This window comes from Brevundimonas sp. S1H14, assembly GCF_047716865.1.
In the GTDB taxonomy this organism is placed as follows: Bacteria; Pseudomonadota; Alphaproteobacteria; order Caulobacterales; family Caulobacteraceae; genus Brevundimonas; species Brevundimonas naejangsanensis.
This window is the reverse complement of the sequence record NZ_CP136679.1, coordinates 128302-153074: the sequence shown is the minus strand read 5'-3', so window position 1 is coordinate 153074 and position 24773 is coordinate 128302. Positions and strand designations below refer to the sequence as shown.

The 24773-nt window shown below is 68.2% G+C and carries 18 protein-coding genes; 12 read left to right on the top strand and 6 right to left on the bottom strand.

The features are described 5' to 3' along the window. Nucleotides 1-49: 49 nt before the first annotated feature. The 3 genes from RSD66_RS00670 (at nucleotide 50) to RSD66_RS00660 (ending at nucleotide 5058) form a co-directional block, all read left to right on the top strand. The gene (locus tag RSD66_RS00670; RefSeq protein WP_415288637.1) at nucleotides 50-1660 is read left to right on the top strand and encodes a YifB family Mg chelatase-like AAA ATPase; all 1611 of its coding nucleotides are present in this window, start codon (nucleotides 50-52) and stop codon (nucleotides 1658-1660) included. Nucleotides 1661-1732: 72 nt separating this feature from the next. After that, nucleotides 1733-3265, top strand: a complete 1533-nt coding sequence (locus tag RSD66_RS00665) for a response regulator (RefSeq protein WP_415288636.1) — start codon at nucleotides 1733-1735, stop codon at nucleotides 3263-3265. A 53-nt stretch (nucleotides 3266-3318) separates the two neighbouring features. After that, nucleotides 3319-5058 (top strand): AmpG family muropeptide MFS transporter, encoded by a 1740-nt coding sequence (locus RSD66_RS00660; RefSeq protein ID WP_415288635.1) that lies wholly within the window; start codon nucleotides 3319-3321, stop codon nucleotides 5056-5058. A gap of 53 nt (nucleotides 5059-5111) precedes the next feature. Here RSD66_RS00660 and RSD66_RS00655 read toward each other — a convergent pair whose 3' ends face one another. Together RSD66_RS00655 and dapF are read right to left on the bottom strand one after the other, a co-directional pair. Further along, the gene (locus tag RSD66_RS00655; protein ID WP_024354419.1) at nucleotides 5112-7391 is read right to left on the bottom strand and encodes an NADP-dependent malic enzyme; all 2280 of its coding nucleotides are present in this window, start codon (nucleotides 7389-7391) and stop codon (nucleotides 5112-5114) included. A gap of 87 nt (nucleotides 7392-7478) precedes the next feature. Continuing rightward, nucleotides 7479-8369 carry a diaminopimelate epimerase gene (dapF, locus tag RSD66_RS00650; protein WP_415288634.1) on the bottom strand — a complete coding sequence of 297 codons (891 nt, stop codon included), beginning with the start codon at nucleotides 8367-8369 and terminating at the stop codon, nucleotides 7479-7481. 49 nt (nucleotides 8370-8418) lie between these two features. On the opposite strand from dapF, the gene RSD66_RS00645 reads away from it, so the two are divergent. The 7 genes from RSD66_RS00645 to RSD66_RS00615 all read left to right on the top strand — a co-directional run bounded on the left by RSD66_RS00645 (nucleotide 8419) and on the right by RSD66_RS00615 (nucleotide 18948). After that, a complete protein-coding gene (locus RSD66_RS00645; protein ID WP_024354421.1) occupies nucleotides 8419-9222 on the top strand; it encodes a potassium channel family protein in 804 nt (267 codons plus the stop codon). Nucleotides 9223-9332: 110 nt separating this feature from the next. Next, on the top strand, nucleotides 9333-11516 hold the full coding sequence (locus RSD66_RS00640; RefSeq protein ID WP_415288633.1) for a prolyl oligopeptidase family serine peptidase: 2184 nt from the start codon (nucleotides 9333-9335) through the stop codon (nucleotides 11514-11516). A 144-nt stretch (nucleotides 11517-11660) separates the two neighbouring features. Beyond that, nucleotides 11661-13862, top strand: coding sequence for a prolyl oligopeptidase family serine peptidase (locus RSD66_RS00635; RefSeq protein ID WP_415288632.1), 2202 nt, complete (start codon nucleotides 11661-11663; stop codon nucleotides 13860-13862). 122 nt (nucleotides 13863-13984) lie between these two features. Continuing rightward, complete coding sequence (locus tag RSD66_RS00630) at nucleotides 13985-14740, top strand: DUF1223 domain-containing protein (protein ID WP_415288631.1); 756 nt, start codon at nucleotides 13985-13987, stop codon at nucleotides 14738-14740. A 75-nt stretch (nucleotides 14741-14815) separates the two neighbouring features. Then, the gene (locus RSD66_RS00625) at nucleotides 14816-16780 is read left to right on the top strand and encodes a potassium transporter Kup (protein WP_346525253.1); all 1965 of its coding nucleotides are present in this window, start codon (nucleotides 14816-14818) and stop codon (nucleotides 16778-16780) included. Then, complete coding sequence (locus RSD66_RS00620; protein ID WP_415288630.1) at nucleotides 16777-18174, top strand: RsmB/NOP family class I SAM-dependent RNA methyltransferase; 1398 nt, start codon at nucleotides 16777-16779, stop codon at nucleotides 18172-18174. Before RSD66_RS00625 ends, RSD66_RS00620 begins: the two co-directional genes overlap by 4 nt. An 18-nt stretch (nucleotides 18175-18192) precedes the next feature. Then, nucleotides 18193-18948, top strand: coding sequence for a class I SAM-dependent methyltransferase (locus RSD66_RS00615; protein WP_415288629.1), 756 nt, complete (start codon nucleotides 18193-18195; stop codon nucleotides 18946-18948). Nucleotides 18949-18958: 10 nt separating this feature from the next. Here the strand turns inward: RSD66_RS00615 and RSD66_RS00610 are convergent, their stop codons facing one another. After that, nucleotides 18959-19747, bottom strand: coding sequence for an ABC transporter ATP-binding protein (locus RSD66_RS00610; protein WP_415288628.1), 789 nt, complete (start codon nucleotides 19745-19747; stop codon nucleotides 18959-18961). Then, nucleotides 19740-20150, bottom strand: coding sequence for a metallopeptidase family protein (locus tag RSD66_RS00605; protein ID WP_119413128.1), 411 nt, complete (start codon nucleotides 20148-20150; stop codon nucleotides 19740-19742). Before RSD66_RS00605 ends, RSD66_RS00610 begins: the two co-directional genes overlap by 8 nt. A gap of 145 nt (nucleotides 20151-20295) precedes the next feature. On the opposite strand from RSD66_RS00605, the gene RSD66_RS00600 reads away from it, so the two are divergent. Together RSD66_RS00600 and RSD66_RS00595 are read left to right on the top strand one after the other, a co-directional pair. Continuing rightward, a complete protein-coding gene (locus RSD66_RS00600; protein ID WP_415288627.1) occupies nucleotides 20296-22620 on the top strand; it encodes an ATP-binding protein in 2325 nt (774 codons plus the stop codon). Nucleotides 22621-22673: 53 nt separating this feature from the next. After that, entirely contained in the window at nucleotides 22674-23528 is an 855-nt protein-coding gene (locus RSD66_RS00595) for an HAD family hydrolase (RefSeq protein WP_415288626.1), read from the top strand. Nucleotides 23529-23545: 17 nt separating this feature from the next. Here RSD66_RS00595 and RSD66_RS00590 read toward each other — a convergent pair whose 3' ends face one another. After that, nucleotides 23546-24337 (bottom strand): kinase, encoded by a 792-nt coding sequence (locus RSD66_RS00590; RefSeq protein WP_415288625.1) that lies wholly within the window; start codon nucleotides 24335-24337, stop codon nucleotides 23546-23548. 1 nt (nucleotide 24338) lies between these two features. Next, nucleotides 24339-24659, bottom strand: coding sequence for a 2Fe-2S iron-sulfur cluster-binding protein (locus tag RSD66_RS00585; RefSeq protein WP_119413124.1), 321 nt, complete (start codon nucleotides 24657-24659; stop codon nucleotides 24339-24341). Nucleotides 24660-24773: the final 114 nt, after the last annotated feature.

Sequence of the window (24773 nt, the reverse complement as noted above, 5' to 3'; positions counted from 1 at the left end):
AGTCTTCATGGGTTCGTGATTTGTTCTCTTTGCTGAGGGAGAGAACACGATGGTCGCGCGGGTGGTGACGGTGGCGTTCGACGGCGTCGAGGCGCGCCGGGTCGATGTCGAGGTGCAGCAGGTCGGCTCGCCCGCCGGGGCTTTCGCCATCGTCGGCCTGCCGGACAAGGCGGTGGCCGAAAGCCGCGAACGGGTGCGCGGCGCTTTCGCCGGCATCGGCCTGGCTCTGCCCGCCAAGAAGGTGATCGCCAATCTGGCTCCTGCCGACCTGCCCAAGGAGGGCAGCCATTTCGACCTGCCCATCGCCCTGGCCGTGCTGGCTTCGATGGGGGTGATCGGGCCGGACGCGCTGGACGGCTGGGCGGCGGTCGGAGAATTAGGTCTGGATGGTCGGATCGCAGGCGTCGGCGGAACCCTGCCCGCCGCGATGGCGGTGAACGCCATGGGGCTGGGTCTGATCTGTCCCGAGGCGAACGGGCCGGAGGCGGCCTGGGCGGGGGAGGTGCGGCTGCTGGCGCCGCGTTCCCTCATCGGCCTGATCAATCATTTTCGCGGGACTCAGGTGCTGCGCCCGCCCCAGCCGGGGCCTGTGGTGGAGGGGGGCGTCGTGCCCGACCTGCGCGAGGTCAAGGGACAGGAGGGCGCCAAGCGGGCGCTGGAGATCGCCGCCGCCGGGGGCCACAATCTGCTGTTCGTCGGCCCGCCGGGTTCGGGCAAGTCGATGATGGCGGCGCGCCTGCCGGGCCTGTTGCCGCCGCTGACGCCGCTGGAGCGGCTGGAGACCTCGATGGTCTGGTCGGTGGCGGGGCTGATCGAGCGCGGCGCCCTGACGCGCGAGCGGCCGTTCCGGGCGCCGCATCATTCGGCGTCGATGGCCGCCCTGACGGGGGGCGGCCATAAGGCCAAGCCGGGCGAGGCGTCGCTGGCGCACAACGGCGTCCTGTTCCTTGACGAACTGCCGGAATATTCGGCCCAGGCGCTCGACAGCCTGCGTCAGCCGCTGGAGACCGGCGAAATCGTGGTGGCGCGGGCCAACGCCCATGTGCGCTATCCGGCGCGCTTTCAGCTGGTGGCGGCGATGAACCCTTGCCGCTGCGGCGTGGGCGGACCGGGCAGAGGCGCCTGCGGCAAGGCTCCGCGCTGTCAAAGGGACTATCAGAACCGCATCTCCGGACCGATGTTCGACCGCATCGACCTGACGGTCGAGACGCCGCCGGTCACGGCCGCCGATATGATCCTGCCGCCTCCGGCCGAGGGTACGGCCGAAGCCGCCGCCCGGGTCTTCGCCGCCATGCAGATGCAGGAGGCCCGCCAGGCCGAGGTCGGGCTGACGGGGATGCAAGCGCTCAACGCCCGGGCGTCGGGCGAGGCTCTGGAGCGTTTCGCTGCGCCGGATCAGGCCGGTCGCGCCCTGCTGATGAAGGCGGGGGAGGCTGGCGGGCTGACGGCGCGAGGCTGGACCCGCACCCTGCGTCTGGCCCGCACCATCGCCGATCTGGACGGCGCGGACGGGGTGCTGCGCCGCCATGTGGCCGAGGCCCTGATGTACCGACGCAGCACCGTCGGCGCTCATGAGGATTTCGACCGTCAGGTCAGCCGACGCGGCCTGTTTCCCGTGAAGGAAGGCGCAGACGGGCCGCGGCCGTTCGTGTTGAATTAACCCCAGGAGGCCTAGCGTGGCCTTATGGGACAAACCCGCCGCAAACCGTCGCAGAACGCGCTTCTTCCCGCCATGTCCGGCGGACCCGAACCGTCATCCGGGGCGCCTGCCGACGGCGCTTCGCCCGAGCAGCAGTTCCTGCGGCTGATGAGCCATGAGATGCGCACGCCCCTGAACGGGGTGATCGGCATGCTGGGCCTGTTGTCGCGCACGCGTCTGGATGGGGCGCAGCGCGCCTATGCCGAGGCGGCGCAGAAGTCGGCCGAACATCTGTTGGGCCTTGTCAACGACCTGTTGGATTACGCCCGGCTTGAGGCCGAAGCGCTGGAGTTCGATCCGGCGCCCGTCGATCTGGAAGGCCTGGTTCGGGGCGTGGCCGAACTGCTCAGCCCGCGCGCCCACGACAAGGGACTGGAGATCGTCTGGTCGGTGGCCGCCGACGCTGCCGACATCGTCGCCGACGAGGGGCGCCTGCGCCAGATCCTGTTCAACCTGGCTGGAAACGCCGTGAAGTTCACCGATCGGGGCGGGGTGCGTCTGGCGGTCGAGGCGGTAGGAGAACAGCGGGACGGCGCGCCTGTGCGTCTGGCCTTCATCGTCGACGACACCGGGCCGGGCGTGCCCGAAGCGGCGCGCAGCCGCATCTTCGACGAGTTCGGCCACGCCGACGCCTCTGACGCCGCGCGCTTCGACGGCGCCGGTCTGGGCCTGGCGGTGGTGCGGCGCCTGGCCTGCGCCATGGAAGGAACCGTCGTGGTCGAGGACCGGCCAGAAGGCGCCGGGGCCCGTTTCCGTTTTGAGGCCGCCTTCCCCATCGCGCCTGACGTTTCGCCGTGCGCTCGTCCGCTGGACCGGCTGGCGGTGGCCATCCGCACGCCGGATCCCTTCGTGCGCCGCGCCGCAGCCGATCAGATCGAGGCCTCCGGCGGTCGGGTGGCGCGTCAGGCCGCGGTGACTCTGGTCGATCATGCGGGCGCCGACGACGGCGCGCTGGCGACCAGATCTGCTCAGGGCCAGTCCATCATCCTGCTGCGTCCGAGCGAGCGCGATCTGATCAGCCGTTATCGCACGGCGGGTTTCTGCGGCTATCTGATCAAGCCGTTGCGCCGGACTTCTCTCGCCGAGCAGGTGCTGGGAGCGCTTGCGCCGCGCCGGGGCGTCACGGCTCCGCCCGTTCGATCCGGGGATGACGATCGCGTGGCCCATGTCGCTTTCAAGGGGGTGCGGGTCTTGCTGGTCGAGGACAATCCGGTGGGCGCCCTGTTGGCCAAGACCCTGTTGCGCCGCGAGGGTTGCGTGGTCCAGACGGCCGCCGACGGCCAGGAAGCGCTGGAGGCGATGAAGGCGGCGCGCTTCGACCTGGTCTTTATGGACATGCGGATGCCGCGCCTGGATGGGCCCGGCGCTGCGCGCGTTCTACGCGCGCGAGGGGATCAGACGCCGATCATCGCCCTGACCGCCAACGCCTTCGCCGAAGATCGCGTCGCCTGCCTGGCGGCGGGCATGGACGACCACCTGTCCAAGCCGCTGGAGGCGGACGCCCTGCGTGTCGCCCTGGCCCGCTGGACGAACGCCGCCAACCGCGCCAAGGTCGCGGCTTTCTGATCTGCCAGTAGTCCGTCGTCCGTATCGCCCGGCGGCGCCCGCCGGAGCCACGCATGACCGATTCCCAGACGCCCGCTGCTCCTTCCCGACGTTTCGGGGGGCTGGCTGTCTATGGCGAGCGGCGGCCGATGGCGATGCTGCTGCTGGGGTTCGCGGCGGGACTGCCGAACCTGCTGATCTATGACACCCTGTCGGCCTGGCTGCGCGACGCGGGCGTGACGCTGGAGATGATCGGCTTCTTCGCTCTTGCCACCCTGACCTATGCCTTGAAATTCGTCTGGGCGCCGCTGCTGGATCGCACCAACATTCCCGGCCTGACGCGCTGGCTGGGGCATCGGCGGTCCTGGATGCTGGCGACGCAGATGGTGATCATCGCCGGGCTGTGGCTGATCTCCGGCTCCAATCCGCAGACGTCCTTGGGCGCCGTAGCGGCCTTTGCTGTCATGGTGGGCTTCTTTGGCGCGACCCAGGACATCGCCATCGACGCCTGGCGTATCGAGGCGGTGGATGACAGCCGTCAGGGCGCAATGGCGGCCGCCTATCAGCTGGGCTATCGCGTGGCCCAGATCGTCGCCGGCTTCGTGCCCCTGGCCCTGGCGCAGTTCTACAACTGGAACCTGTCCTACGCGATCATGGCCGCCCTGATGGGGGTGGGGGTGATGGGCGTCCTGCTGGCCCCGCGCGAGAAGCAACACGTCGTGCGCGCCATTCCCGTGTCCGATATCCCCTCGCGCCCTGTGGCGGAGAAGATTGAATGGGTGCTGCGTATCGGCCTGATCTTCGTAGCCGCGGTGCTGATCGGCACGGGCCTGACCGACAAGATCGACGCCTTCGCCTGGGCCTTCGGCGCGGTCCTGCCGGAAGCCGCGCTTGGCGCCTTGAGCGCAGGTTTGGCCGAAAGCGGGGGAGGCGGCGTATTGATCCAGTTCGCATGGATCGTGCTGGGCTTCGGCCTGCTGTTCCTCGCCTGCGCCCCGGTGCCGGGATGGCGTAGTCGTCCAGGCGCCTATCTGGCGGGGTCGTTCGGCGCGCCGCTGAAGGATTTCTTCGTCCGGTTCGGCAAGCTGGCCGGGCCTATCCTGGCGCTGATCTGCCTCTATCGCCTGGCGGACTTCGTGCTGAATATCATGAACCCCTTCTACATCGACCTGGGGTTCAGCCTGATCGAGATCGGCGAAGTGCGGAAGCTGTTCGGCGTCGTCGCAATGTCGCTGGGCGTCTTCATCGGCGGCTGGTCCGTCGCTCGTTTCGGCTTGATCCGGACCATGGTGGTCGGCGCCTTCATGAGCCCGGTGTCGAATCTGGTCTTCGCCTGGCTGGCGACCCAGGGGCATGACCTGACCGCCCTGTTCGTCTCTATCGGCGTGGACAATCTAGCTACCGGCTACGCCGGGACGGCGCTGATCGCCTACATGTCCAGCCTCACGTCGATCGGCTTCACCGCGACCCAGTACGCCCTGTTCAGCTCGCTGTACGCACTGCCGGGCAAGCTGATCGCGTCCCAATCCGGCAAGATCGTCGAGGCCTCGGCGCGGGCGGCCGACGCCGGGGGGCCGCTGGGGGCGCTGAAGGGTCTGTTTCACGCCCTGCCGCCGGAATCCCTCGTCGCAGGCGCGGCCAAGAGCGGAGTGTCCCCGGCTGGCCTGGGGGCAGGCTATGTCACCTTCTTCCTGTATTCGACGGTCATCGGCGTGTTCGCCATCGTACTGGCCTTCTACGTCGCGCCGCGCCATGCGCGCCTGATCGCTGAACAGAAGAAGGCGGCGTCGCAAGACGAGCCTTCAGGCGCCTAACGCAAAGAGGCGGCCCGAAGGCCGCCTCTGAATGACGTCGCGATGGCGAGGGGTCAGTCCTCGATTTCCACCCCTTCGGCGTAGGCGGCGAAGGTGGCGGCGGTCATGATCTCGCCGACCGAGGCGCCCAGGGGCACGATCTGCACCGACTTCTCCAGACCGACCAGCAGCGGGCCGATCACCGTGGCGCCGCCCAGCGCCTGAACCAGGCGGGTCGAGATGGCGGCCGAGTGGATGGCCGGCATGACCAGGACGTTGGCGTCGCCGGTCAGGCGCATGAAGGGATAGTTGGCCCGCGCCTCGGAGTTCAGCGCCAGGGCCGGCGGCATTTCGCCTTCATATTCGAAATCGACATCCATGCCGTCCAGGATGCGGATGGCCTCGCGCACCTTCTCGCCGCGGTTGCCCGGCGGATCGCCGAAGGTGGAGTAGCTGAGGAAGGCGACGCGCGGCTTGCGGCCGAGGGTCTTGACCGTGGCGGCGGCCTTGACCGCGATCTCGGCCAGTTCGGCCGCGTCAGGCAGTTCGTGGATCGAGGTGTCGGCCACGAACAGGGTGCGCCCCTTGGCCAGAAGGATCGACAGGCCGATCATCCGGTCCTTGACGTCCAGGACGCGGCGGACCTCCTTCAGGGCCATGTTGAAGTTGCGGGTCACGCCGGTGACCATGCAGTCCGCCTCGCCGCGCGCGACCATGGCGGCGGCGAAGTAGTTGCGGTCCTGATTGATCATGCGCTGAACGTCGCGACGCAGATAGCCGCGACGTTGCAGGCGCGCGTAGAGCCAGTCGACGTAGTCGGTGTTCCGCTCGGAAATCCGGGCGTTCATGATCTGAATGCCCAGTTCATCGAAGCTCAGACCGGCCTCGGCGGCGTTCTGACGGATCAGCTCTTCGCGGCCGACCAGGATGGGCGTGCCCAGTTCGGCCTGTTTGAAGGCCCAGGCGGCGCGGATGACCGACTGCTCCTCGCCCTCGGCGAAGACGACGCGCTGCTTCGGACCTGAGCGCACGCTGGCCTGGATCTTCTGCATCAGGGCGGCGGACGGATCGACGCGCTGGCGCAGGCTGATGCGATAGGCGTCCATGTCCTTGATCGGCTTGCGCGCCACGCCGGAGTCCATCGCCGTCTGGGCGATGAAGGGCGGGATGTACCAGATCAGGCGCGGATCGAATGGCGTCGGGATGATGTATTCCGGGCCGAACTTCAGCTTGCGGCCGCGATAGGCGGCGGCGACCTCGTCCGGCACGTCCTCGCGCGCCAGCGCCGCCAGGGCGTGAGCGCAGGCGATCTTCATCTCGTGGTTGATCTGGCGCGCACGCACGTCCAGCGCGCCCCGGAACAGATAGGGGAAGGCCAGGACGTTGTTGATCTGGTTGACGTAGTCCGAACGGCCCGTCGCCATGATGGCGTCCGAACGCACGGATTTGACGTCTTCGGGCGTGATTTCGGGGTCCGGATTGGCCATGGCGAAGATGATCGGATTTGGCGCCATGGAGGCGACCATCTCCTTGGTGATCGCGCCCTTGGCCGACAGGCCCAGCACGACGTCGGCGCCGACCATGGCGTCGGCCAGGGTGCGGTGCGGGGTGTCGGTGGCGTGCGCCGCCTGCCATTGGGAGACGTTGTCGCGGCCCTTGTAGATGACGCCCTGACGGTCGCAGATGGTGGTGTTCTCGGCCTTTACGCCGGCGGCCTTCATCAGGGCGATCGACGACAGGCCCGCGGCCCCGGCGCCGGACAGGACGACCTTGATGTCCTCCAGCTTCTTGCCGACGATGTGGCAGGCGTTGATCAGGCCGGCGGTCGAGATGATGGCGGTGCCGTGCTGGTCGTCGTGGAAGACGGGGATGTCCAGCAGGTCCTGCAGCTGGGCTTCGATCTCGAAGCATTCGGGGGACTTGATGTCCTCCAGATTGATGCCGCCCCAGGTGTCGCCGATGTTCTTGACCACGGTGACGAACTCGTCCGGGTCGGTGGTCTTCACCTCGACGTCGAAGCTGTCGACATCAGCGAAGCGTTTGAACAGGACCGACTTGCCTTCCATCACCGGCTTGGAGGCCATATGGCCCAGATTGCCCAGGCCCAGGATGGCGGTGCCGTTCGAGATGACGGCGACCAGATTGCCCTTGGCGGTGTAGTCGTAAGCCTTGTCCGCATCCTCGGCGATGGCCAGGACCGGCACGGCGACGCCCGGCGAATAGGCCAGCGACAGGTCGCGCTGGGTCGCCATCGGCTTGGTCGGGGCCATGGAGATCTTGCCCGGGATCGGATCGCTGTGGAACTCCAGAGCGTCGTCGTCAGAGAAGGTCTGTTTGTCGGTCAATTCGGGCATTTCTATCTCGGGAAGGGCAGGCGCATTTCGTTCCTAGAACCTGGAACCTTCGCCGACAACCGTTGACGCTGGGTCAGGCGGCCCTGGTCAGGCCGCCGGGAAGGTTCCCGTGCCTTCGATCTGCACCGGGCCGGTCATGAAGACGTGGTTCGTCGCCTCGTCCCAGGCGATGGTCAGTTCGCCGCCATCGACCGTCACGGCGGCCTTTCGCCCGGTCAGGCCGCGACGCGCGGCCGCCACCAGGGCGGCGCAGGCGCCGGTGCCGCAGGCCAGGGTCAGGCCCGCGCCGCGCTCCCAGACCCGCAACCTAATGTGATCGGGCGACAGGACATGGGCGAAGCCGACATTGACTCCTTCAGGGAACAATGGGTGGCGCTCGACCAGCGAGCCCGAGCTGCGCACGAAGGCGTCGTCCTGACGATCGGTGAAGAAGACGACGTGGGGATTGCCCATTGAAACGGCGCCGGGCGTGTGCAGCACGGGTGCGTCGATCGGTCCGACCTGAAGCTCGATCCCGCGCGTGTCCATCTCTTCGGACAGGGGCACCTGATCCCAATCCAGACGGGGGGCGCCCATATCCACCGCGACTTGATGCTGGGCCGCGGTCGTCGACCCTGCGGGATCTCCCGACCCGACGCGGCCTGGCGCGCGACGGGCGGTGGTCGGCCCGCTCAGGGTGTCGATGACCACCTCTTCCTTGTCGGTCGCCTCCAGCATCAGCCAGCCGACGCAGCGCAGGGCGTTGCCGCAGGTTTCGACCATCGAGCCGTCGGCGTTCCACACCCGCATGAAGGCGTCGGCCGTCTCGGACGGTTCGATGCCGATCAGTTGGTCGAAGCCGCCCAGGCCCGCCGCCGGATAGGCCAGGGCGCGCACCTGATCCGCCGTCGGGTGGAAGGGTTGCTCGAAGGCCTGAACGACAATGAAGGCGTTTCCGGCGCCGTTCATGCGGATGTAGGGGCGGGCGGGTTCACTCATGATGCTCTTCATATAGGATTTTGCGCCGGTTCATGTATCGCTGACGGCGATGACTTCCGATCAGAGCCAAACCGCCAGACCCGACGGCCTGAGGCTGAGGGCGCGCCTGCGTTACCTCTATCACGGCGCCCAGCCGGCGGCGGTGAAGTTCCGCCTGATGGTCATTCTGGTCGATCTGATCATCATCGGCTTCTTTCTGGCCGCGCCGATCCTGAAGGAGGCGGGCTGGGTCTTCTATGTCGCCGACTATTTCATCGCCGCCATCCTGGGACTGGACCTGGCGGCGCGCGCCTATGCCTATTCCGATATCCGCGACTGGCTGAAGAAGCCGATCGTCTGGGTCGATCTGTTCGTGCTGGCGACCCTGCTGTTTCCGGCCTGGCTCGCCAACTTCGGCTTCCTGCGCCTGCTGCGGTTCTGGAGTCTGCTGAACAGCGACCTGTTCTGGCGCACCATCGGCCGCCGGTTCGACGACACCCGCGTCGAGGAAATCACCCGCGCCCTGGCCGCCCTGATCACCTTCGTCTTTGTCGTGACCGGCTTCGTCTATGCCTATTTCCGCGGCAAGGCCGAGCACATCAACGGCTATCTGGACGCGCTTTATTTCACCGTCGCCACCCTGACGACGACGGGGTTCGGCGACATCACCCTGCCGGGCAACTGGGGCCGGGTCATCTCCATCGTCGTCATGCTGGTGGGCATCACCCTGTTCATCCGCCTGGCCCAGACCCTGCTGCGGCCGCACAAGGTGAAGTTTCCCTGTCCGACCTGCGGCCTGCAGAAGCATGATCCGGACGCCGTCCACTGCAAGGCCTGCGGCCAGATCCTGTGCATCCCGGACGACGGCGACTGAGTTCGGCCCTGCGGCCAAAGATTACGGGTCGATAGGACGACTGACGCTTGCTCCCCGTCGCCGCCGTCGCCAAGGTGCCGGTCGAAACATTCGTCCGTTGGGGGACACCCATGATCATCCGCACCCTGGCGTCCGTCGCCGTCCTTTCCCTTGCTGCCGGAGCCGCACCCGTCGCCATGGCCCAAGCTTCCGTTTCCACCAGCGTCGCCTCTGCCGCGCCGGGCTTCGCGACCAGCGACGCGACCGATCCCTATCTGTGGCTGGAGGAGGTCGAGGGCGAGCGCGCCATGGATTGGGTCAAGGCGCACAATGAGACCTCGCTGGGCGTGCTGCAGGGCGATCCGCGCTATGAAGCGCTGCATCAGCAGGCGCTGGAGCTGGTGCAGTCGCGCGACCGCATCCCTTCGCCCGGCTTCACCCACGATGGCCACATCGACAACTTCTGGCAGGACGCTGAGCATGTGCGCGGCGTCTGGCGCCGCACGACGCTGGACAGCTATCGCTCCGACACGCCGCAGTGGGAGACCATCCTGGACTTCGACGCCCTGTCGGCGGCCGAGGGCGCCAACTGGGTCTATAAGGGCGCGACCTGCCTGGCCCCCGAGGAACGCTACTGCCTGATAAACCTGTCCAACGGCGGCAAGGATGCGGTCACCCTGCGCGAGTTCGACAGCGTGACCCGCACCTTCGTCGCTCCAGGCGAGGGGGGCGGCTTCAGCCTGCCGGAATCCAAGGGCGGCGCCAGCTGGATCGACAAGGACACCCTGCTGATCGCGCGCGACTTCGGCGAAGGCTCGCTGACGGACTCGGGCTATCCGCGCACCGTGCGGCTGCTGAAGCGCGGCCAGACGATCGACCAGGCGGTCGAGGTCTTCGCCGGTCAGAAGACCGACGTCTCGGTGTCCGGCTACACCCTGCGCGACGCCGACGGCGTGGTGCAGGCGGTGCTGTTGAACCGGGGCATCAACTTTTATGAGAGCGAGACCTGGCGCCTGAACGCCGACGGTTCGACCACCAAGCTGGAGCTGCCGCTCAAGTCCAACATCAACGCCCTGGTCGCAGGCCAGCTGGTGGTGACGACGGACCAGGACTGGACCGCGCCGTCGGGCCAGTCGTTCAAGACCGGCGACGTCATCGCCTGGGACCTGCAGGCGTGGCTGGCCGATCCGAAGGCGCCCGCCCGTCTCGTCATCCGCCCCGGCGAGCGCGAGGCGGTCGAGGGGATCAACGCCACCCGCAACAAGCTGGTCGTGGCCCTTTATGAAAACGTGCGCGGCTCGGTCTATGTCTACGACCCGGCCGACTGGAGCCGCACCCGTCTGGACCTGCCGCAGAACGTCTCGGTCGGGGTCGGCTCGGCTTCGGAGCAGGACGACAAGATCTTCGTCAGCGTCACCGGCTATCTGAACCCGTCCAGCCTTTATCTGGCCGACGCGGCGACCGGGGCCGTCGATCTGACCAAGGCCCTGCCGGACAAGTTCGACGCCAGCGGCATGCGCGTGGATCAGTTCGAGGCCCGTTCGACCGACGGGACGATGATCCCCTATTTCGTCGTCCATAGGGATGCGATGGCGATGGACGGGTCGAACCCGACGCTGCTGTACGGCTATGGCGGTTTCCAGTCGTCGCTGCTGCCCGGCTATTCGCCGACGGTGGGCAAGCTGTGGCTGGAGCGGGGCGGCGTCTACGTCATCGCCAATACGCGCGGCGGCGGCGAGTTCGGTCCCAAATGGCACCAGGCGGCCCAGCAGGAAAATCGCCAGCGCGCGCATGAGGACTTCCAGGCGGTGGCTCAGGACCTGATCACGCGGGGGATCACCAGCCAGCCGCACCTGGGCGTCATGGGCGGCTCGCAGGGCGGGCTGTTCATGGGCGCCATGCTGACCCAGCGCCCGGACCTGATCAATGCGGCGGTCATCCAGGTGCCTCTGTTCGACATGCTGCGTTTCCACAAGCTGCTGGCGGGCGCCTCCTGGATCGGCGAATACGGCGACCCGGACATCCCCGAGCAGCGCGCCTGGATCGAACGGTACTCACCCTATCAGAAGCTGGCGGCGGGTCAGCCCTATCCGGAAGTCTTCATCCACACCTCGACCAAGGACGACCGCGTCCACCCCGGCCACGCCCGCAAGGCGGCGGCGCGGATGGAAGAGCTGGGCTATCCGGTGCTCTTCTATGAAAACACCGACGGCGGCCACGCGGCGGGCGCCAATCTGCGCGAGACGGCCCGCCGCATCGCGCTGGAATACACCTATCTGACCCGCAGGCTGATGGATCAGCCGGCGCAGCGGTAAAACCATGCCCGCTCATTCCCGCGGAGGCGGGGACCCAGGTTTGAGCCTCGCGCTCGACCTGAAAATATGAGCGATAATTCTGAAGGCGGCTGATTGAGCCAAAGCACTGGGTCCCCGCCTCCGCGGGGATGAACGGAGAAGATTGTGAAAACCCTGTTCCTGTCAGCGGCCCTGCCAGCTCTCATTCTCGCCGCCGCACCCGCCCTGGCGCAGGGCGCCCCTGTCGATCCGACGGCCGCCTCGGCTGCGACCCCGCCGCCGCATTTCCCGCGCGACCTGTCGCCCGAGGGGGTTAAGGCCGCCGACGACCATCTGGCGCTGGAAGAGGTGGACGGGGCCGAGGCCCGCGCCTTTGTCGCCGCCGAGAATGAAAAGTCGCTGGCCGCCCTGACCGGCGACCGTCGCTATGAGCCTTTCCGCCAGCAGGCCGAGGCCATTCTGACCGCCACCGACCGCATCCCCGGCGTCAGCTTCCTGGGCGAGGGCCTCGGCAATTTCTGGCAGGACGCGGCCAATCCCAAGGGCGTCTGGCGCCGCACGACGCTGGACTCCTATCGCACCGCCCAGCCGCAGTGGGAGACCCTGCTGGACATCGACGCCCTGGCCAAGGCGGAAGGCAAGGATTGGGTGTTCAAGGGCGCCAACTGCCTGGCGCCGGACGAGACCCGCTGCCTGGTCAATCTGTCGAACGGCGGCATGGACGCCGTGACGGTGCGCGAGTTCGACCTGACGACCAAGACCTTCGTGGACGGCGGCTTCGTCATCCCCGAAGGCAAGCACCGCATCAGCTGGCTGGACCGCGACACCCTGCTGATCGCCACCGACTTCGGCCCCGGCAGCCTGACGGAGTCGGGCTATCCCTTCATCATCAAGTCGCTGAAGCGCGGTCATCTGCTGGAACACGCGACCGAGGTCTATCGCGGCCAGCAGGGGGACGGCGGCTATGGCGTCAGCCCCCGTGTCTTCCGCGACAAGACGGGCGCGGTCGAGGCGGTGCTGTTCAGCCGGCCGCTGGACACTTTCCGCTCGGAAACCTGGTGGCTGAAAGACGGACGTCCGGTTCGTCTGCAAATTCCCAGCCGTGTAAACCTCCATGGGATGCTCGCGGGAACTCTGGTTTTCGGGCTGGACGAGGACTGGAACGGGTCCATTCAATCTTTCAAGGCGGGAACGCTGGTCGCGCCGCCGCTTGAGGGTCTGGACACGGAGAACCCGCATCTCGTTTTCGGCAACATGCAGGTGGAGGTGTTCGAGCCGGATGAGCGCCAATCCGTCGCAGATGTGGCGGTTCTCGATGATCGCCTGGTGGTTGTGTTGAATGACAACGTACGCGGCCGCTTGCTCACCCTAAGGCCCCATGGGGAACGACCCTATAGGTCTGCTGAGATGACGGTGCCCGCCAACAGCGCCGTGGGTCTGGGCGACAGCTCCAAGGCCAAGGGTCAGGTCTTCGTCTCGACGCAGGGCTTCCTGACGCCGCCGACGCTCAGCCTGGCCGACGTCTCGACCGGCGCCCTGACTGAGCTCAAGTCGGCGCCGGCCAAGTTCGACGCCTCAACCCATGTGGTCGAGCAGTTCGAGGCGACCTCGACCGATGGCGTCAAGATTCCCTATTTCGTCACCCGGCCGAAGACACTGGCGATGGACGGAACCGGCCCGACCATCCTGTTCGGTTACGGCGGTTTCCAGGCCAGCTTCCCGCCCGCCTACAAGCCCGAGATGGGCAAGCTGTGGCTGGAGAACGGCGGCGTCTTCGTTCAGGCCAACATCCGCGGCGGCGGCGAGTTCGGACCGGCCTGGCACCAGGCGGCCCTGCGCGAAAACCGCCAGCGCGCCTTTGACGACTTCGCCGCCGTGGCTCGCGATCTGGAACAGCGCAAGATCACCAGTCCGCGCCACCTGGGCATCTATGGGCGGTCCAACGGCGGGGTGCTGACCAGCGTGTCCATCACCCAGCACCCGGAGCTGTTCAATGCGGCGGTGATCGAAAGCCCGTTGATCGACATGCTGCGCTATCAGGAGCTGCCGGCGGGCGCGTCGTGGATGGGCGAGTACGGCGATCCGCGCATTCCGGGCGACGCCGAATTCATCGCCCGCTATTCGGCCTATCAGCAGCTGCGGCCCGAGGTGAAATACCCGCGCGTCTACATCACGACCAACACGCGCGACGACCGGGTCCACCCCGGCCACGCCCGCAAGTTCGCGGCGCGTCTGGGCGATCAGGGCCACGACCACCTCTATTTCGAGGATACGGCGGGCGGACACTCCAACGACGCCGATCCGGTCGCCAACGCTCGCCGCTGGGCGCGCCACTATGTCTATCTGGCCCAACAGCTGATGGATTAAAGGGCTTTTTAGTGCGCTAACGGCCTTCGGCCTGCTTGAGCGCGAAGGCGGGTCGAAGGCGTGTGACGCCGCTCACGCATTTATGAGCGACGCCTTTGCGGCGAAGGGATAGGATCGCCGCCATGATGGCACGGGGCCTGTTCAGATACGGGATAGCGGCGACGGCGATCGCGGGCGCAGGCCTGCTGGCCGTCGCCGCTGCGCCGTCGCGCGAGCGTGACGCTCCGGTCCAGCCGGTGGTGGTCGAACTGTTCACCGCCCAGGGCTGCTCGGGCTGTCCCGACGCCAACCGCACGGTCGAGACCGTGGCGACTGAGCCGGGCGTGATCGTCCTGACCTACGGCGTCGACTATTGGGACTATCTGGGCTGGCCCGACACCTTCGCCCGGCCCGAGTTCGCCGAGCGCCAGCGCGCCTATCGCCAAGCTTTGAGGCTGCGGAACGTCTCGACGCCGCAGGTGGTGATCGACGGGCGCCGTCATGTCTCGGGCGCCCGTTCGCCTGAGCTGAAGGCCGCCGTCGAGGCCGAGGCGCGGGGTCGCGGCTGGCCGCCCGAGATCGAGTTCCGCGAGACCGGCGACCGCGTCGGCGTCGGCTCGGGCCGGGCGCCGCAGGGCGGGGCGGAGGTCGTCGCCGTGGTCTATCGGCCCGGTCAGCAGACGGTCGAGGTCAAGGGCGGCGACAACCGGGGCCGCGCGGTGACCCACGTCAATGTCGTGCGCGAGGTGCGGCGGCTGGGCGACTGGAATGGACGACCGGTGCTGTTTCCCCTGCCTGTCGAGGCGGGCGCTGATGAAGGCGTGGTGATCCTGCTTCAGGCCAAGGACGACCGCAGCATCCTGTCATCGGCCGCGCGGCCGGAACCGGGGCGCGATTGAACCGCTGACGGAAAAGGTCTAAAGGCCCGCGGCTCTTGATGGGCACGCCTCCTCGCGCGACCCGGAGAACATTGCATGGTCGGGGACACGCCCCGCGGCGACGCCGCGCCAACCGCCAACGCCTCTTCCGCCGCCAACGCCCAGCCTCCCGCCTCGGGGGGCTCGCCGGGGACTGGCGGCAAGACCGGCCGCCGCGCCCTGATCCTAGGCGCCATCGGCGTGGTTTTCGGCGACATCGGCACCAGCCCCATCTACGCCCTGCGCGAGGCCATCGGCCACGCCCAGAAGGGCGTCGAAGGCGACCTGGCCGTCATCGGCGTGGTGTCGCTGGCCTTCTGGGCGCTTATGGTGGTGGTGACGTTCAAATACGTCATGTTCCTGATGCGGGCTGACAACAAGGGCGAGGGCGGCACCCTGTCGCTGATGGCCCTGGCCCAGCACGCCATCGGTCGACGCAGCGCCTGGCTGTTCATTCTGGGGGTCTGCGGCGCAGCCCTGTTCTACAGCGACGGCGTCATCACCCCGGCCATTTCCGTCCTGTCGGCCATCGAGGGTCTGCAGGAGGCGCCGGGCCTGAACGGCCGCCTCGATCCCTTCATCGTGCCGTTGGCGGCGGGCATACTGATCGCGCTGTTCATGGTCCAGTCCCGAGGCACGGCCGGACTGGCCAAATTCTTTGGCCCCATCACCCTGGTCTGGTTCCTGTCGCTGGGCGTGATGGGCGTGGCGCACATCTTCGACGACCTTTCGATCCTGAAGGCCCTGTCGCCCTATTACGGGATCAAGCTGCTGATCGCCGACGGCTTCCTGGGCTTCGTCATCCTGGGCAGCGTCTTTCTGGCGGTCACCGGAGCCGAGGCGCTGTATGCGGACATGGGCCATTTCGGCAAGTCGCCGATCCGTCGGGGCTGGCTGTTCATCGTCCTGCCCTGCCTGACGCTGAACTATCTGGGGCAGGGCGCCTTCCTGCTGTCGCACCCCGGCGCGGCCAACAATCCCTTCTGGAACATGGTGCCGCAGCTGGTCTACTGGCCCATGCTGCTGCTGGCGACGGCGGCCACGGTGATCGCCAGCCAGGCGGTCATCACCGGCGCCTTCTCGGTGACCCAACAGGCGGTCCAGCTGGGCCTGCTGCCGCGACTGGATATCCGCAACACCTCCGAGACGCAGGCGGGCCAGATCTATGTGCCTGCGATCAACAGCCTGCTGATGGTCGGGGTGCTGTTCGTGCTGGTGACCTTCCAGTCGTCGCACAATCTGACGGCGGCCTATGGGGTGGCCGTGACCGGCACCATGATGGTCAACACCCTGATGTCCTTCACCGTCGTGCGGCACAAGTGGAAGTGGCCGATGTGGGCGGTGCTGCTGACCCTGGTGCCGTTCGGATTCATCGACGCGGTCTTCCTGACCTCCAACCTGCTCAAGATCCCGGCAGGGGCGTGGATGCCGCTGGTGCTGGGCGGCGGTCTGGTCATGCTGATGTGGACCTGGGTGCGCGGCACCCAGATCCTGACCGACAAGACGCGCAAGGACAGCCTGCCGCTGACCGATCTGATCGAGATGTTGCGCGCCCGTCCGCCGCACCGCGCGCCGGGCACGGCCATCTTCCTGACCTCGGACGCCGATGTCGCGCCGGTGGCCCTGATGCACAACCTCAAGCACAACAAGGTGCTGCACGAGAAGAACATCATCCTGACGGTGCATACGTCCGACCGGCCGCGCGTACCGGACCTCCAGCGGGTGGCGGTCGAGCCGATCAGCGACGATTTCAAGCGCCTGACGCTGACCTTCGGTTATATGGAGACGCCGAACGTGCCGCGCGCGCTTGGCCTGTGTCGCAAGCAGGGGCTGAAGTTCGACATCATGTCGACCAGCTTCTTCCTGGGGCGCCGCTCCGTCGTTCCCACCGCCCGGCAGGGCATGCCTCTTTGGCAGGACAAGCTGTTTATCTTCCTGATGCGTAACGCCGCCAATCCGACCGACTTCTTCCGCATTCCGCCCGGCCGCGTGGTCGAGCTTGGCACCCAGGTGTCGGTGTGAGCGGGGGGACGCCCAAGGGCAAAAGCTCCGCCGCGCGCGGTCGCCGCATCGCCGAAAAGGCGCGCGGTCCGCGTCGTGAACCCGCGCCGCGTCCGGTCGCCGACGACCCCCACGCCGACATCGGCGTCGAGGCGCGCCTGGTCGCCGGCCTGCTGCTGAACGCGGCGCTGGAAAAGCGCACCGGCCTGGACGAGGCCCTGTCGCAGTCGCCCGCGCGTGATCTGCCGCCACAGGATCGAGCCTTCGCCCGCGCCGTGGCGATGGCGGCCCTGCGCCGTCTGGGCGAGATCGACCAGATCCTCGAGCGTCGCCTGCAGAAGGCGCCGCCGCTGGCGGTGATGACCATATTGCGGATCGCCCTGGCCCAGACCCTGGTGCTGGAGACGCCCGCCTTCGCCGCGGTGTCGACGGCGGTGAAGCTGGCCGAGCGCGACCCCAAGACGCGGCCTTACAAGAATCTGGTCAACGCGGTGCTGCGCGGCGTCGGCCGCGACGGTCCCGGCCTGACGACGGCGGAAGCCAACCTGCCCGACTGGCTGGCCCAGCGCTGGAAGGCCACCTATGGCGAGGCGGCCCTGATCGGTCTGGCCCTGGCGACGCGCGAGGAACCCGCCACCGACCTCACGGCCAAACCGGGCGTCGATCCCGCCGAATTGGCGGCCTCAGTCGACGGCGAGGCCTTGCCCGGCGGCACGGTCCGCACCGGCAAGCGCGGCGATGTCGCCTCGTGGCCCGGCTTTGAGGCCGGCGACTGGTGGGTGCAGGACGCCGCCGCCGCCGTCCCGGCGCGCCTGCTGGCGGTCAAGGCGGGCGAGACGGCGCTGGACCTGTGCGCCGCGCCGGGCGGCAAGACGCTGCAGCTGGCCGCCGCCGGGGCCGAGGTGACAGCCCTGGACCGGTCCGAGGCGCGCCTGAAACGCCTGCGCCAGAACTTCGAGCGCATGAACCTCAGGGCTGAGGTGGTCGCCGTCCCGGCCGAGGACTGGGACGACGACCGCACCTTCGACGCCGTCCTGCTGGACGCGCCGTGCACGGCGACCGGCACCTATCGCCGCAACCCGGAGGTTCTGCGCGCCACCCGCCCCGCCGATGTCGCCAAGCTGGCCGATGTGCAGCACCGCCTGCTGGACGCCGCCGCCGAGAAGGTGAAACCGGGCGGCCGTCTGGTCTATTGCGTCTGCTCGCTGGAGCGCGAAGAGGGCGAGACGCAGGTGATCGCCTTCCTGCGCCGCAACCCGGCCTTCCGCACCATCGCCGCCGTTCCCGCTGACGTCGGCGCGCCGGAAGACGCCCTGACTCCCGAAGGCTGGCTGCGCATCCTGCCGTCGCAATGGGCGGAAAAGGGCGGTCTGGACGGCTTCTTCGCGGCGAAGCTGGAGCGGATTGCGGACTGAAGGCCGATGACGGACGCCTTGAGCAATCGCTACGCTGGTCTGGCCGCGCGGGTCTATGAACTGGACAAGCCGATTGGCCGCTCTTTCGGCGATGTGGAGTTCTACGTCGCTCGTCTGAAGGACTGTGGCGGCCCCGTGCTGGAACCGGCGGTCGGGTCCGGGCGCGTGATGGTTCCCGTGCTGGAGGCCGGGCTTGAGGTCGTCGGCTTCGACGCCTCACCGGCCATGCTGGAGCTGTGCCGCAGGGCGTGTGCAGCGCGGGGCCTGACGGCGGACTTGTCCGTCGCCCGCTTCGACGATTTCGACTGCCCGACCCGGTTCGCCGCCGTCATCCTGCCCGCCGGATCGTTTCAGCTGATCGCCACTGCGCAAGAAGGGCTGAACGCTTTGAAGCGTTTTCACGACCATCTGGCGCCGGGCGGCCGCCTGATCCTCGACCTTGATCCGGTCAGCGCCGTTCTCGCGCCGCCCGGGCCGACGCGCCGCTGGGTCGACGCCGCTGGCGAAGTGCTGACCCTGACTGAGGAACGGGTCGATTCCGACCTGCTGAACCAGAGCGTCGTCTCGCATCTGCGCTATGACCTGTGGACGGACGGTCGCCTGACGGGGTCAGAGCTGGAGCTGTTCGCCCTGCGCTGGTGGGGCGCCGAGGAGATGCGGCTGGCCCTGTCGGCGGCGGGCTTTACCGACATCATCGTCTCGGGCGGTTACGAACATGGACGCCCGCCGCGCCGCGATGACGAGGTCATCACCTTTGAGGCCACGCGGCCCTGATCCGGCGTCTCTAATCCAGCCGCGCGCTGCGCCAGCCGTCGCGCCCCACGTCCACGCGGATGGGCAGGCCGAACAGATCGGTCAGGGCGGCGTCGGTCAGCATGTCGCGCTTGGCGCCGTCGCGGGCGACGCGGCCGTCCTTCATCATGATGACGCGGCCGATCTCGGGCAGGATTTCCTCGATGTGGTGGGTCACCAGGATCAGGGTGGCGCCGCCCTGCGCCAGCGGCCTGAGGCTGTCGAGGAACAGGCGGCGCGTCGCCGGGTCCAGCCCGCCGCATGGCTCGTCCAGCAGGATGGCGTCGGGCCGATGAGCCAGGGCGCGGGCGATCAGCACCCGCCGCGCCTCGCCGGAGGACAGGGTGGCCATTGAACGGCCGATCAGATGCTCGACCCCCATGCGGTGCAGGGCCTCGACGGCGGCGTCGCGCATGGCGGGCGTGATCGTTTCGCGCCGCCAGACCCCGCGCGAGGCGAAGAAGCCCGAGACGACGGCGTCCATCACCTCCAGCGCATCCTCGCCGGTCAGGTCCGACTTCGCGGCGGGCGAGACGAAGCCGAGACGGCGGCGCAGGGAGAAGACGTCCCACGGACTCTGGCCGAACACCTCGACCCGCGCGCCGTGCAAGGGATAGAGCTGGTGCAGGATCAGCTTGACGAGCGTCGACTTGCCCGAGCCGTTGCGCCCCAGGATCGCCGTGTGGTCGCCCGCCGCAATGGTCAGGCTGACATCATCCAGAATGCGTCGCTCGCCGCGCACCACGCTGGCGTTTTCGATGCGCAGCAGCGGCTCAGTCATCATCGTCTTCGATGGCGTGGATCTGATCATCGTCGAGGCCCAGGTGGTGGCCGATCTCGTGGATCAGCACATGGGCGATGATCTCGGACAGGCCGACGTCGCCGCGCTCGCACCATTCATCGAGGATCGGGCGGCGATACAGGAAGACGCGCGAAGGCTCCGGCGCCGGACCCATGGCGTCTCGCTCGCCGATGTGGACGCCGGAATACAGGCCGGTCAGCTCGAACGGATCCTCGATCTCAAGGTCGCGCAGGATTTCTTCGTCGGCGAAGTCGTCGATGCGGATGACGACGTCCCCAGCCGCCTGACGGAACAGATCGGGCAGGGCGGCGAAGGCCTCTTCGGCCAGGCGAGCGAAGTCGTCGAGGGAGGGGGCGGTCTGATCGGTCCAGGTCTGGCTCATGGCTAAGGATATCGCCCGGCGCGGCCGGTCCCGCAATCGGCGGCGACGCCGCATCGCAAATCGCGCAATCAGGTTATGGTAAACGCGAATCGGTCGGCGGGCTGACGCTCGACGGCCGCCGCAGCGACGCATCATCCGGGGACCTATGGCCGAGGCCGACATCGCTTATGCAGCCACCGCAGGGGCGGCCGGTCTGGCGCTGGCGATCAGCGCCTGGACCTGGCGGCTACGCGCGCGGCTGGGTGCGCGCGAGGTCGAGATCGAGCGCTGGCTGGCCGGCGCCCAGGCCTCGGCGGCCGCCAGCGAGGGCGCCCTGACGGCGTTCGACGACGTGCGGGTGGCTCTGAGCCCGCAGGGCGAGGCGCAGGCGGCGTTCGGCTCGGCCGAGGCCCTGTCGGCGCTGGCGCCCGGGCTCGAGGGGCTGGCGGCGGCGCAAGGCGTGGTCGCGGTGCTGACCGGTCTGCACACCGGACGCATGGAGGCGCTGGTTCAGGCCGGGGAGGCCTTCGAGACCCTGATGGAGACGCCGCAGGGCGCCTGGGCGGTCGAGGGGCGGCCGCATGGGGGATCGGCCTGGCTGCGGCTGTCGCGTCTGGCCGGGGTCGGCGGTGAGGGCGGACTGGACGGCGGCGCGGGCGCGGGGGTTCTGGCCGAACAGTCTCCGGCGCCGACCTGGGTCGTGGACGGAGCCGGGCGGCTGGTCTGGGCCAATAGCGCCTGGCTGGTCGAGACGGGGGCCGAAACCCTGGCCGAGGCGCGCGAACGGGGGCTCAGTTTCGATCGCGGCGCCGACGGGGTGGTGGCGGAGGCGCTGCGCCTGAACGCGCGCCAGGACGGCTTCCGCTGGACCACGGCGGGCGGACGGCGCCGGGCGTGGAAGATCCTGGCCGAACCGCTGGCGGGCGGACGCGGCGCCGTGATCGCCTTCGCCATCGAGATGACCGAGGCCGAGGAGACGCGCGACACCCTGCGCCGCCACGTCGAGGCCCATGACGAGACGCTGAATCACCTGGCCGACGCTGTCGCCATCTTCGGCCCGTCCAAGCGGCTGGCCTTCCACAACACCGCCTTCCAGTCGCTGTTCGGGGTCGATCCGGCCTGGCTGGACGAGCGCCCGACACACGCCGAACTGCTGGACCGGCTGCGCCAGAAACGACTGCTGCCCGAGGTCGTCGACTACGCCCGTTGGAAGGCGGATGAACTGGATTTCTACGGCGCCGCCCAGGCCTCGCCGGACGACAGCTGGTCCCTGCCCGACGGGCGGACGCTGCGGGTGGTGCGCCAGCCGCACCCGCTAGGCGGCATCCTGCTGATCTTTTCGGACATCACCGGCGAACTGCAGCTGCGCAGCCGCTACAACGCCCAGATTCAGGTCCAGCGCGCGACGCTGGACAAGCTGAACGACGCCGTGGCCGTGTTCGGCTCGGACGGGCGGCTGCGGCTGCACAACGAAGCGTTTGAGACCTTCTGGGGCGTGGCGGGCGAACGGCTGAACGAGGCGGGCGACTTCGACGCCGTGGCCGCCCTGTGCCGCCCGGTCCTGCCCGACGCAGCCCTGTGGCTGGGGCTGAAGGCGCGGGTGGCCGACCCCGACCCGGAAAGCCGGGTGCCGATCGCCGGCGAGGGGCGCACGGAGGACGGCCGCAGCGCCGCCTGGCAGACCCGTCCCCTGCCGGACGGGGCCACCCTGGTCGCCTTCTCGGACGTGACGGCCCGCCGCGGGCTGGAGCAGGCGCTGGCGGCCAAGGAAGCCGCTTTGGCCGAGAGCCAGGCGCTGAAGCGCGAGTTCGTGGGTAGCGTCTCCTATGAGCTGCGCACCCCGCTGACGACCATCGTCGGCTATTCCGAACTGCTGGAGGCGATGGGCGACCTGCCCGAGCGTAGCCGCCAGCACGCCGGGGCCATCCGCGTAGCGGCCAGCCATCTGGCCCGGTCCATCGACGACGTGCTGGACATGGCCCAGATCGATGCGGGCGAGATGGAGCTGACGCTGGGCGATGTGCGCGTCTGCGACCTGCTGGACGAGGCAGCCGAGCGGATCAGGCCCAAGGTGGAGGGACGCGGGGCGACGCTGAATCTGGCCTGCCCGGCAGGGCTGCAGCCGATCCGCGCCGACGCCCGCCGCATTGCCCAGGCGGTCGATCACCTGCTGGAGCACGCCTGCCGGGCGGTGTCCGAAGGCGGCGCCGTCAGCCTGAGCGCCGAGGCCGGGCCGAATGAAATCCGCATCCGCGTCGAGGACACCGGCCGGGGCATCCCCTATCACCTGCAGGCCCACGTCTTCGACCGCTTCGTGCGGCGCGAGCGCGGCGGGCCGGGCGTGGCCCTGGCTCTGGTGAAAGCCTTGATCGAACTGCACGGCGGCTGGGCCGAGGTCCAGTCCGAACCGGGCAAGGGCGCGGCCTTCATCCTGCACCTGCCGATTGAGGCCGAGGCGCCGACGGCGCCGCCGGAGCTGCTGCTGGGCTGATATGGCCGCTCAGCCGTGCTAGAGGGCGTGTCCAAGCCTTCCAGGACGCTTTCATGGCCGACACGCCCCGCCCCCTGCTCAAGACCGCCATCATCTATGATTTCGACGGGACGCTGGCCCGGGGAAACATGCAGGAGGTCAGCTTCATCCCCTCGATCGGAATGACGCCGGCCCAGTTCTGGAACGAGACCGTCCGTCCCCGGACCATCGCCGCCGATGGCGACGGCATCCTGATGTATATGCAGATGATGCTGCTGGCCGCGCGCGAGCAGGGCACGCCGGTGACGCGCCAGACGCTGCGCGACCACGGCCGCGACGTGGCCCTGTTTGAGGGCCTGCGCGACGGCAGCTGGTTCGATCGCATGAACGATTTCGGCGCCCAATATGGTCTGGAGATCGAGCACTACATCATCTCGGCGGGGCTCACCGAGATGATCGAGGGCTGCCCCATCGCCGGCGCCTTCACCCACGTCTTCGCTTCGAAATACGCCTATGACGCGGACGATGTGGCGGTGTGGCCCGCCGTGGGCGTCAACTACACCACCAAGACCCAGTATCTGTTCCGCATCAACAAGGGGGTGCACAACCACTGGGAGGACGAGCGCATCAACCGCTTCATCCCGGACGAGGAGCGCCCCATCCCCTTCGACCGGATGATCTTCCTGGGCGACGGCGACACCGATGTGCCGACCATGAAGATGATGCACACCAAGGGCGGCTTCTCCATCGCCGTCTACGACCCCGACAGCACCCCGCGCGACCACGACAAAATCCATCGTCTGATCTCGGAGGATCGGGTCAATTTCGTCGCGGCGGGCGACTATCGCGAAGGCTCGCCGGTTGACCTGATCGTCAAGGGTCTGATCGGCCGCATGGCGGTCAACTACGGCCGCATGCCGGCGGACTGACTCTTTCCTTCTCTCTCTCAAGAGGAGAAGGGACGACGTTGCTTATCCAGCGCCACCGTCACATCCGTCCGCACTCCGCCTGTCAGCATGTGGCGGGTGATGCGCTCGAAATGCTGAATGAAGACGGCCAGTTCGGCGCGTCTGGCGGAGGGCAGGTCGGCCGGAGACAGACCCATCAGACCGGCCTCCTGTTCGCAGCGCCAGTCCAGCACCGCGTCGAACGACGGCGCCTTCAGGAACAGGATGGCGTCGAAGCGGGCGAAGGTTTCGGCGTAGGGGCCGGTCAGAGCGGCGTTGACGTCGCGCCGCCATGTCCCGTCGCCATCGCGTTCGATTTCCAGAGCGTTGATCGGCAGGCCCAGCTCCGCCTCAGCCTGCGGCGTTGCGCCCAGACACCAGCCGTCGATCAGCACCGCCGACGGGCGGCCCGCAAACACAGGCCACGATGCTTCCGGCGCCCGGTCGTCCGTCAGCTTGTCGAAGGCGGGCAGGGGTGTGCGGCTGTCAGGCCCGGCGGCGCGCAGGGCGGAGACCGTGGCTTCCAGCAAGGCCAGATCGTGCGTTCCTGGCGGGCCGCGCACGGCGAACAGGGGATGGACCTCGCGAGCGAGGCTCTGGCGTTGGCGCTTGGTAAGATAGACGTCGTCCAGCGACAGATGCGCTGCGCTGAAGCGTTCCGCCGCAGCGCGCGCCAAGGTGGTCTTGCCGGAGCCCTGCGCCCCGGCGATCCCGAGGAGGGGGATGTGGTCCGGCCGCGCATGGGCCGCGACCAGAGACCCGACCGCGTCCAGCAGCCGGGCGTCGATCATCTCAGTGCTGGCTTTGCGGCAGGCGGACGATCAGGCCGTCCAGATCGTCGGTGACGCGGATCTGGCAGGACAGGCGGCTGTTCGGTTCCACGTTCTCGGCGAAGTCGAGCATGGACTCCTCCATCGCCGAGGCGCGCCCCGTCTCGGCGGCGAAGTCGGGGTCGACATAGACGTGGCAGGTGGCGCAGGCGCAGGCGCCGCCGCAGTCGGCGTCGATGCCCGGCACATTGTTGCGGATCGCGCCTTCCATGACGGACAGGCCCTTCTTGACCTCGACCGTATGCTCGGTCCCGTCGTGTTCAATGTAGGTGATCTTGGGCATGGAAGCGGTCTTAACCCTGCAAATGGGCTTGGCAAGCCTCGGGACGAGGCGGTCAGCAAAAACCCCCGGCGTCAGCGGCGCCGGGGGCTTTCAGTTGCGGCCGGATCGGCTGGG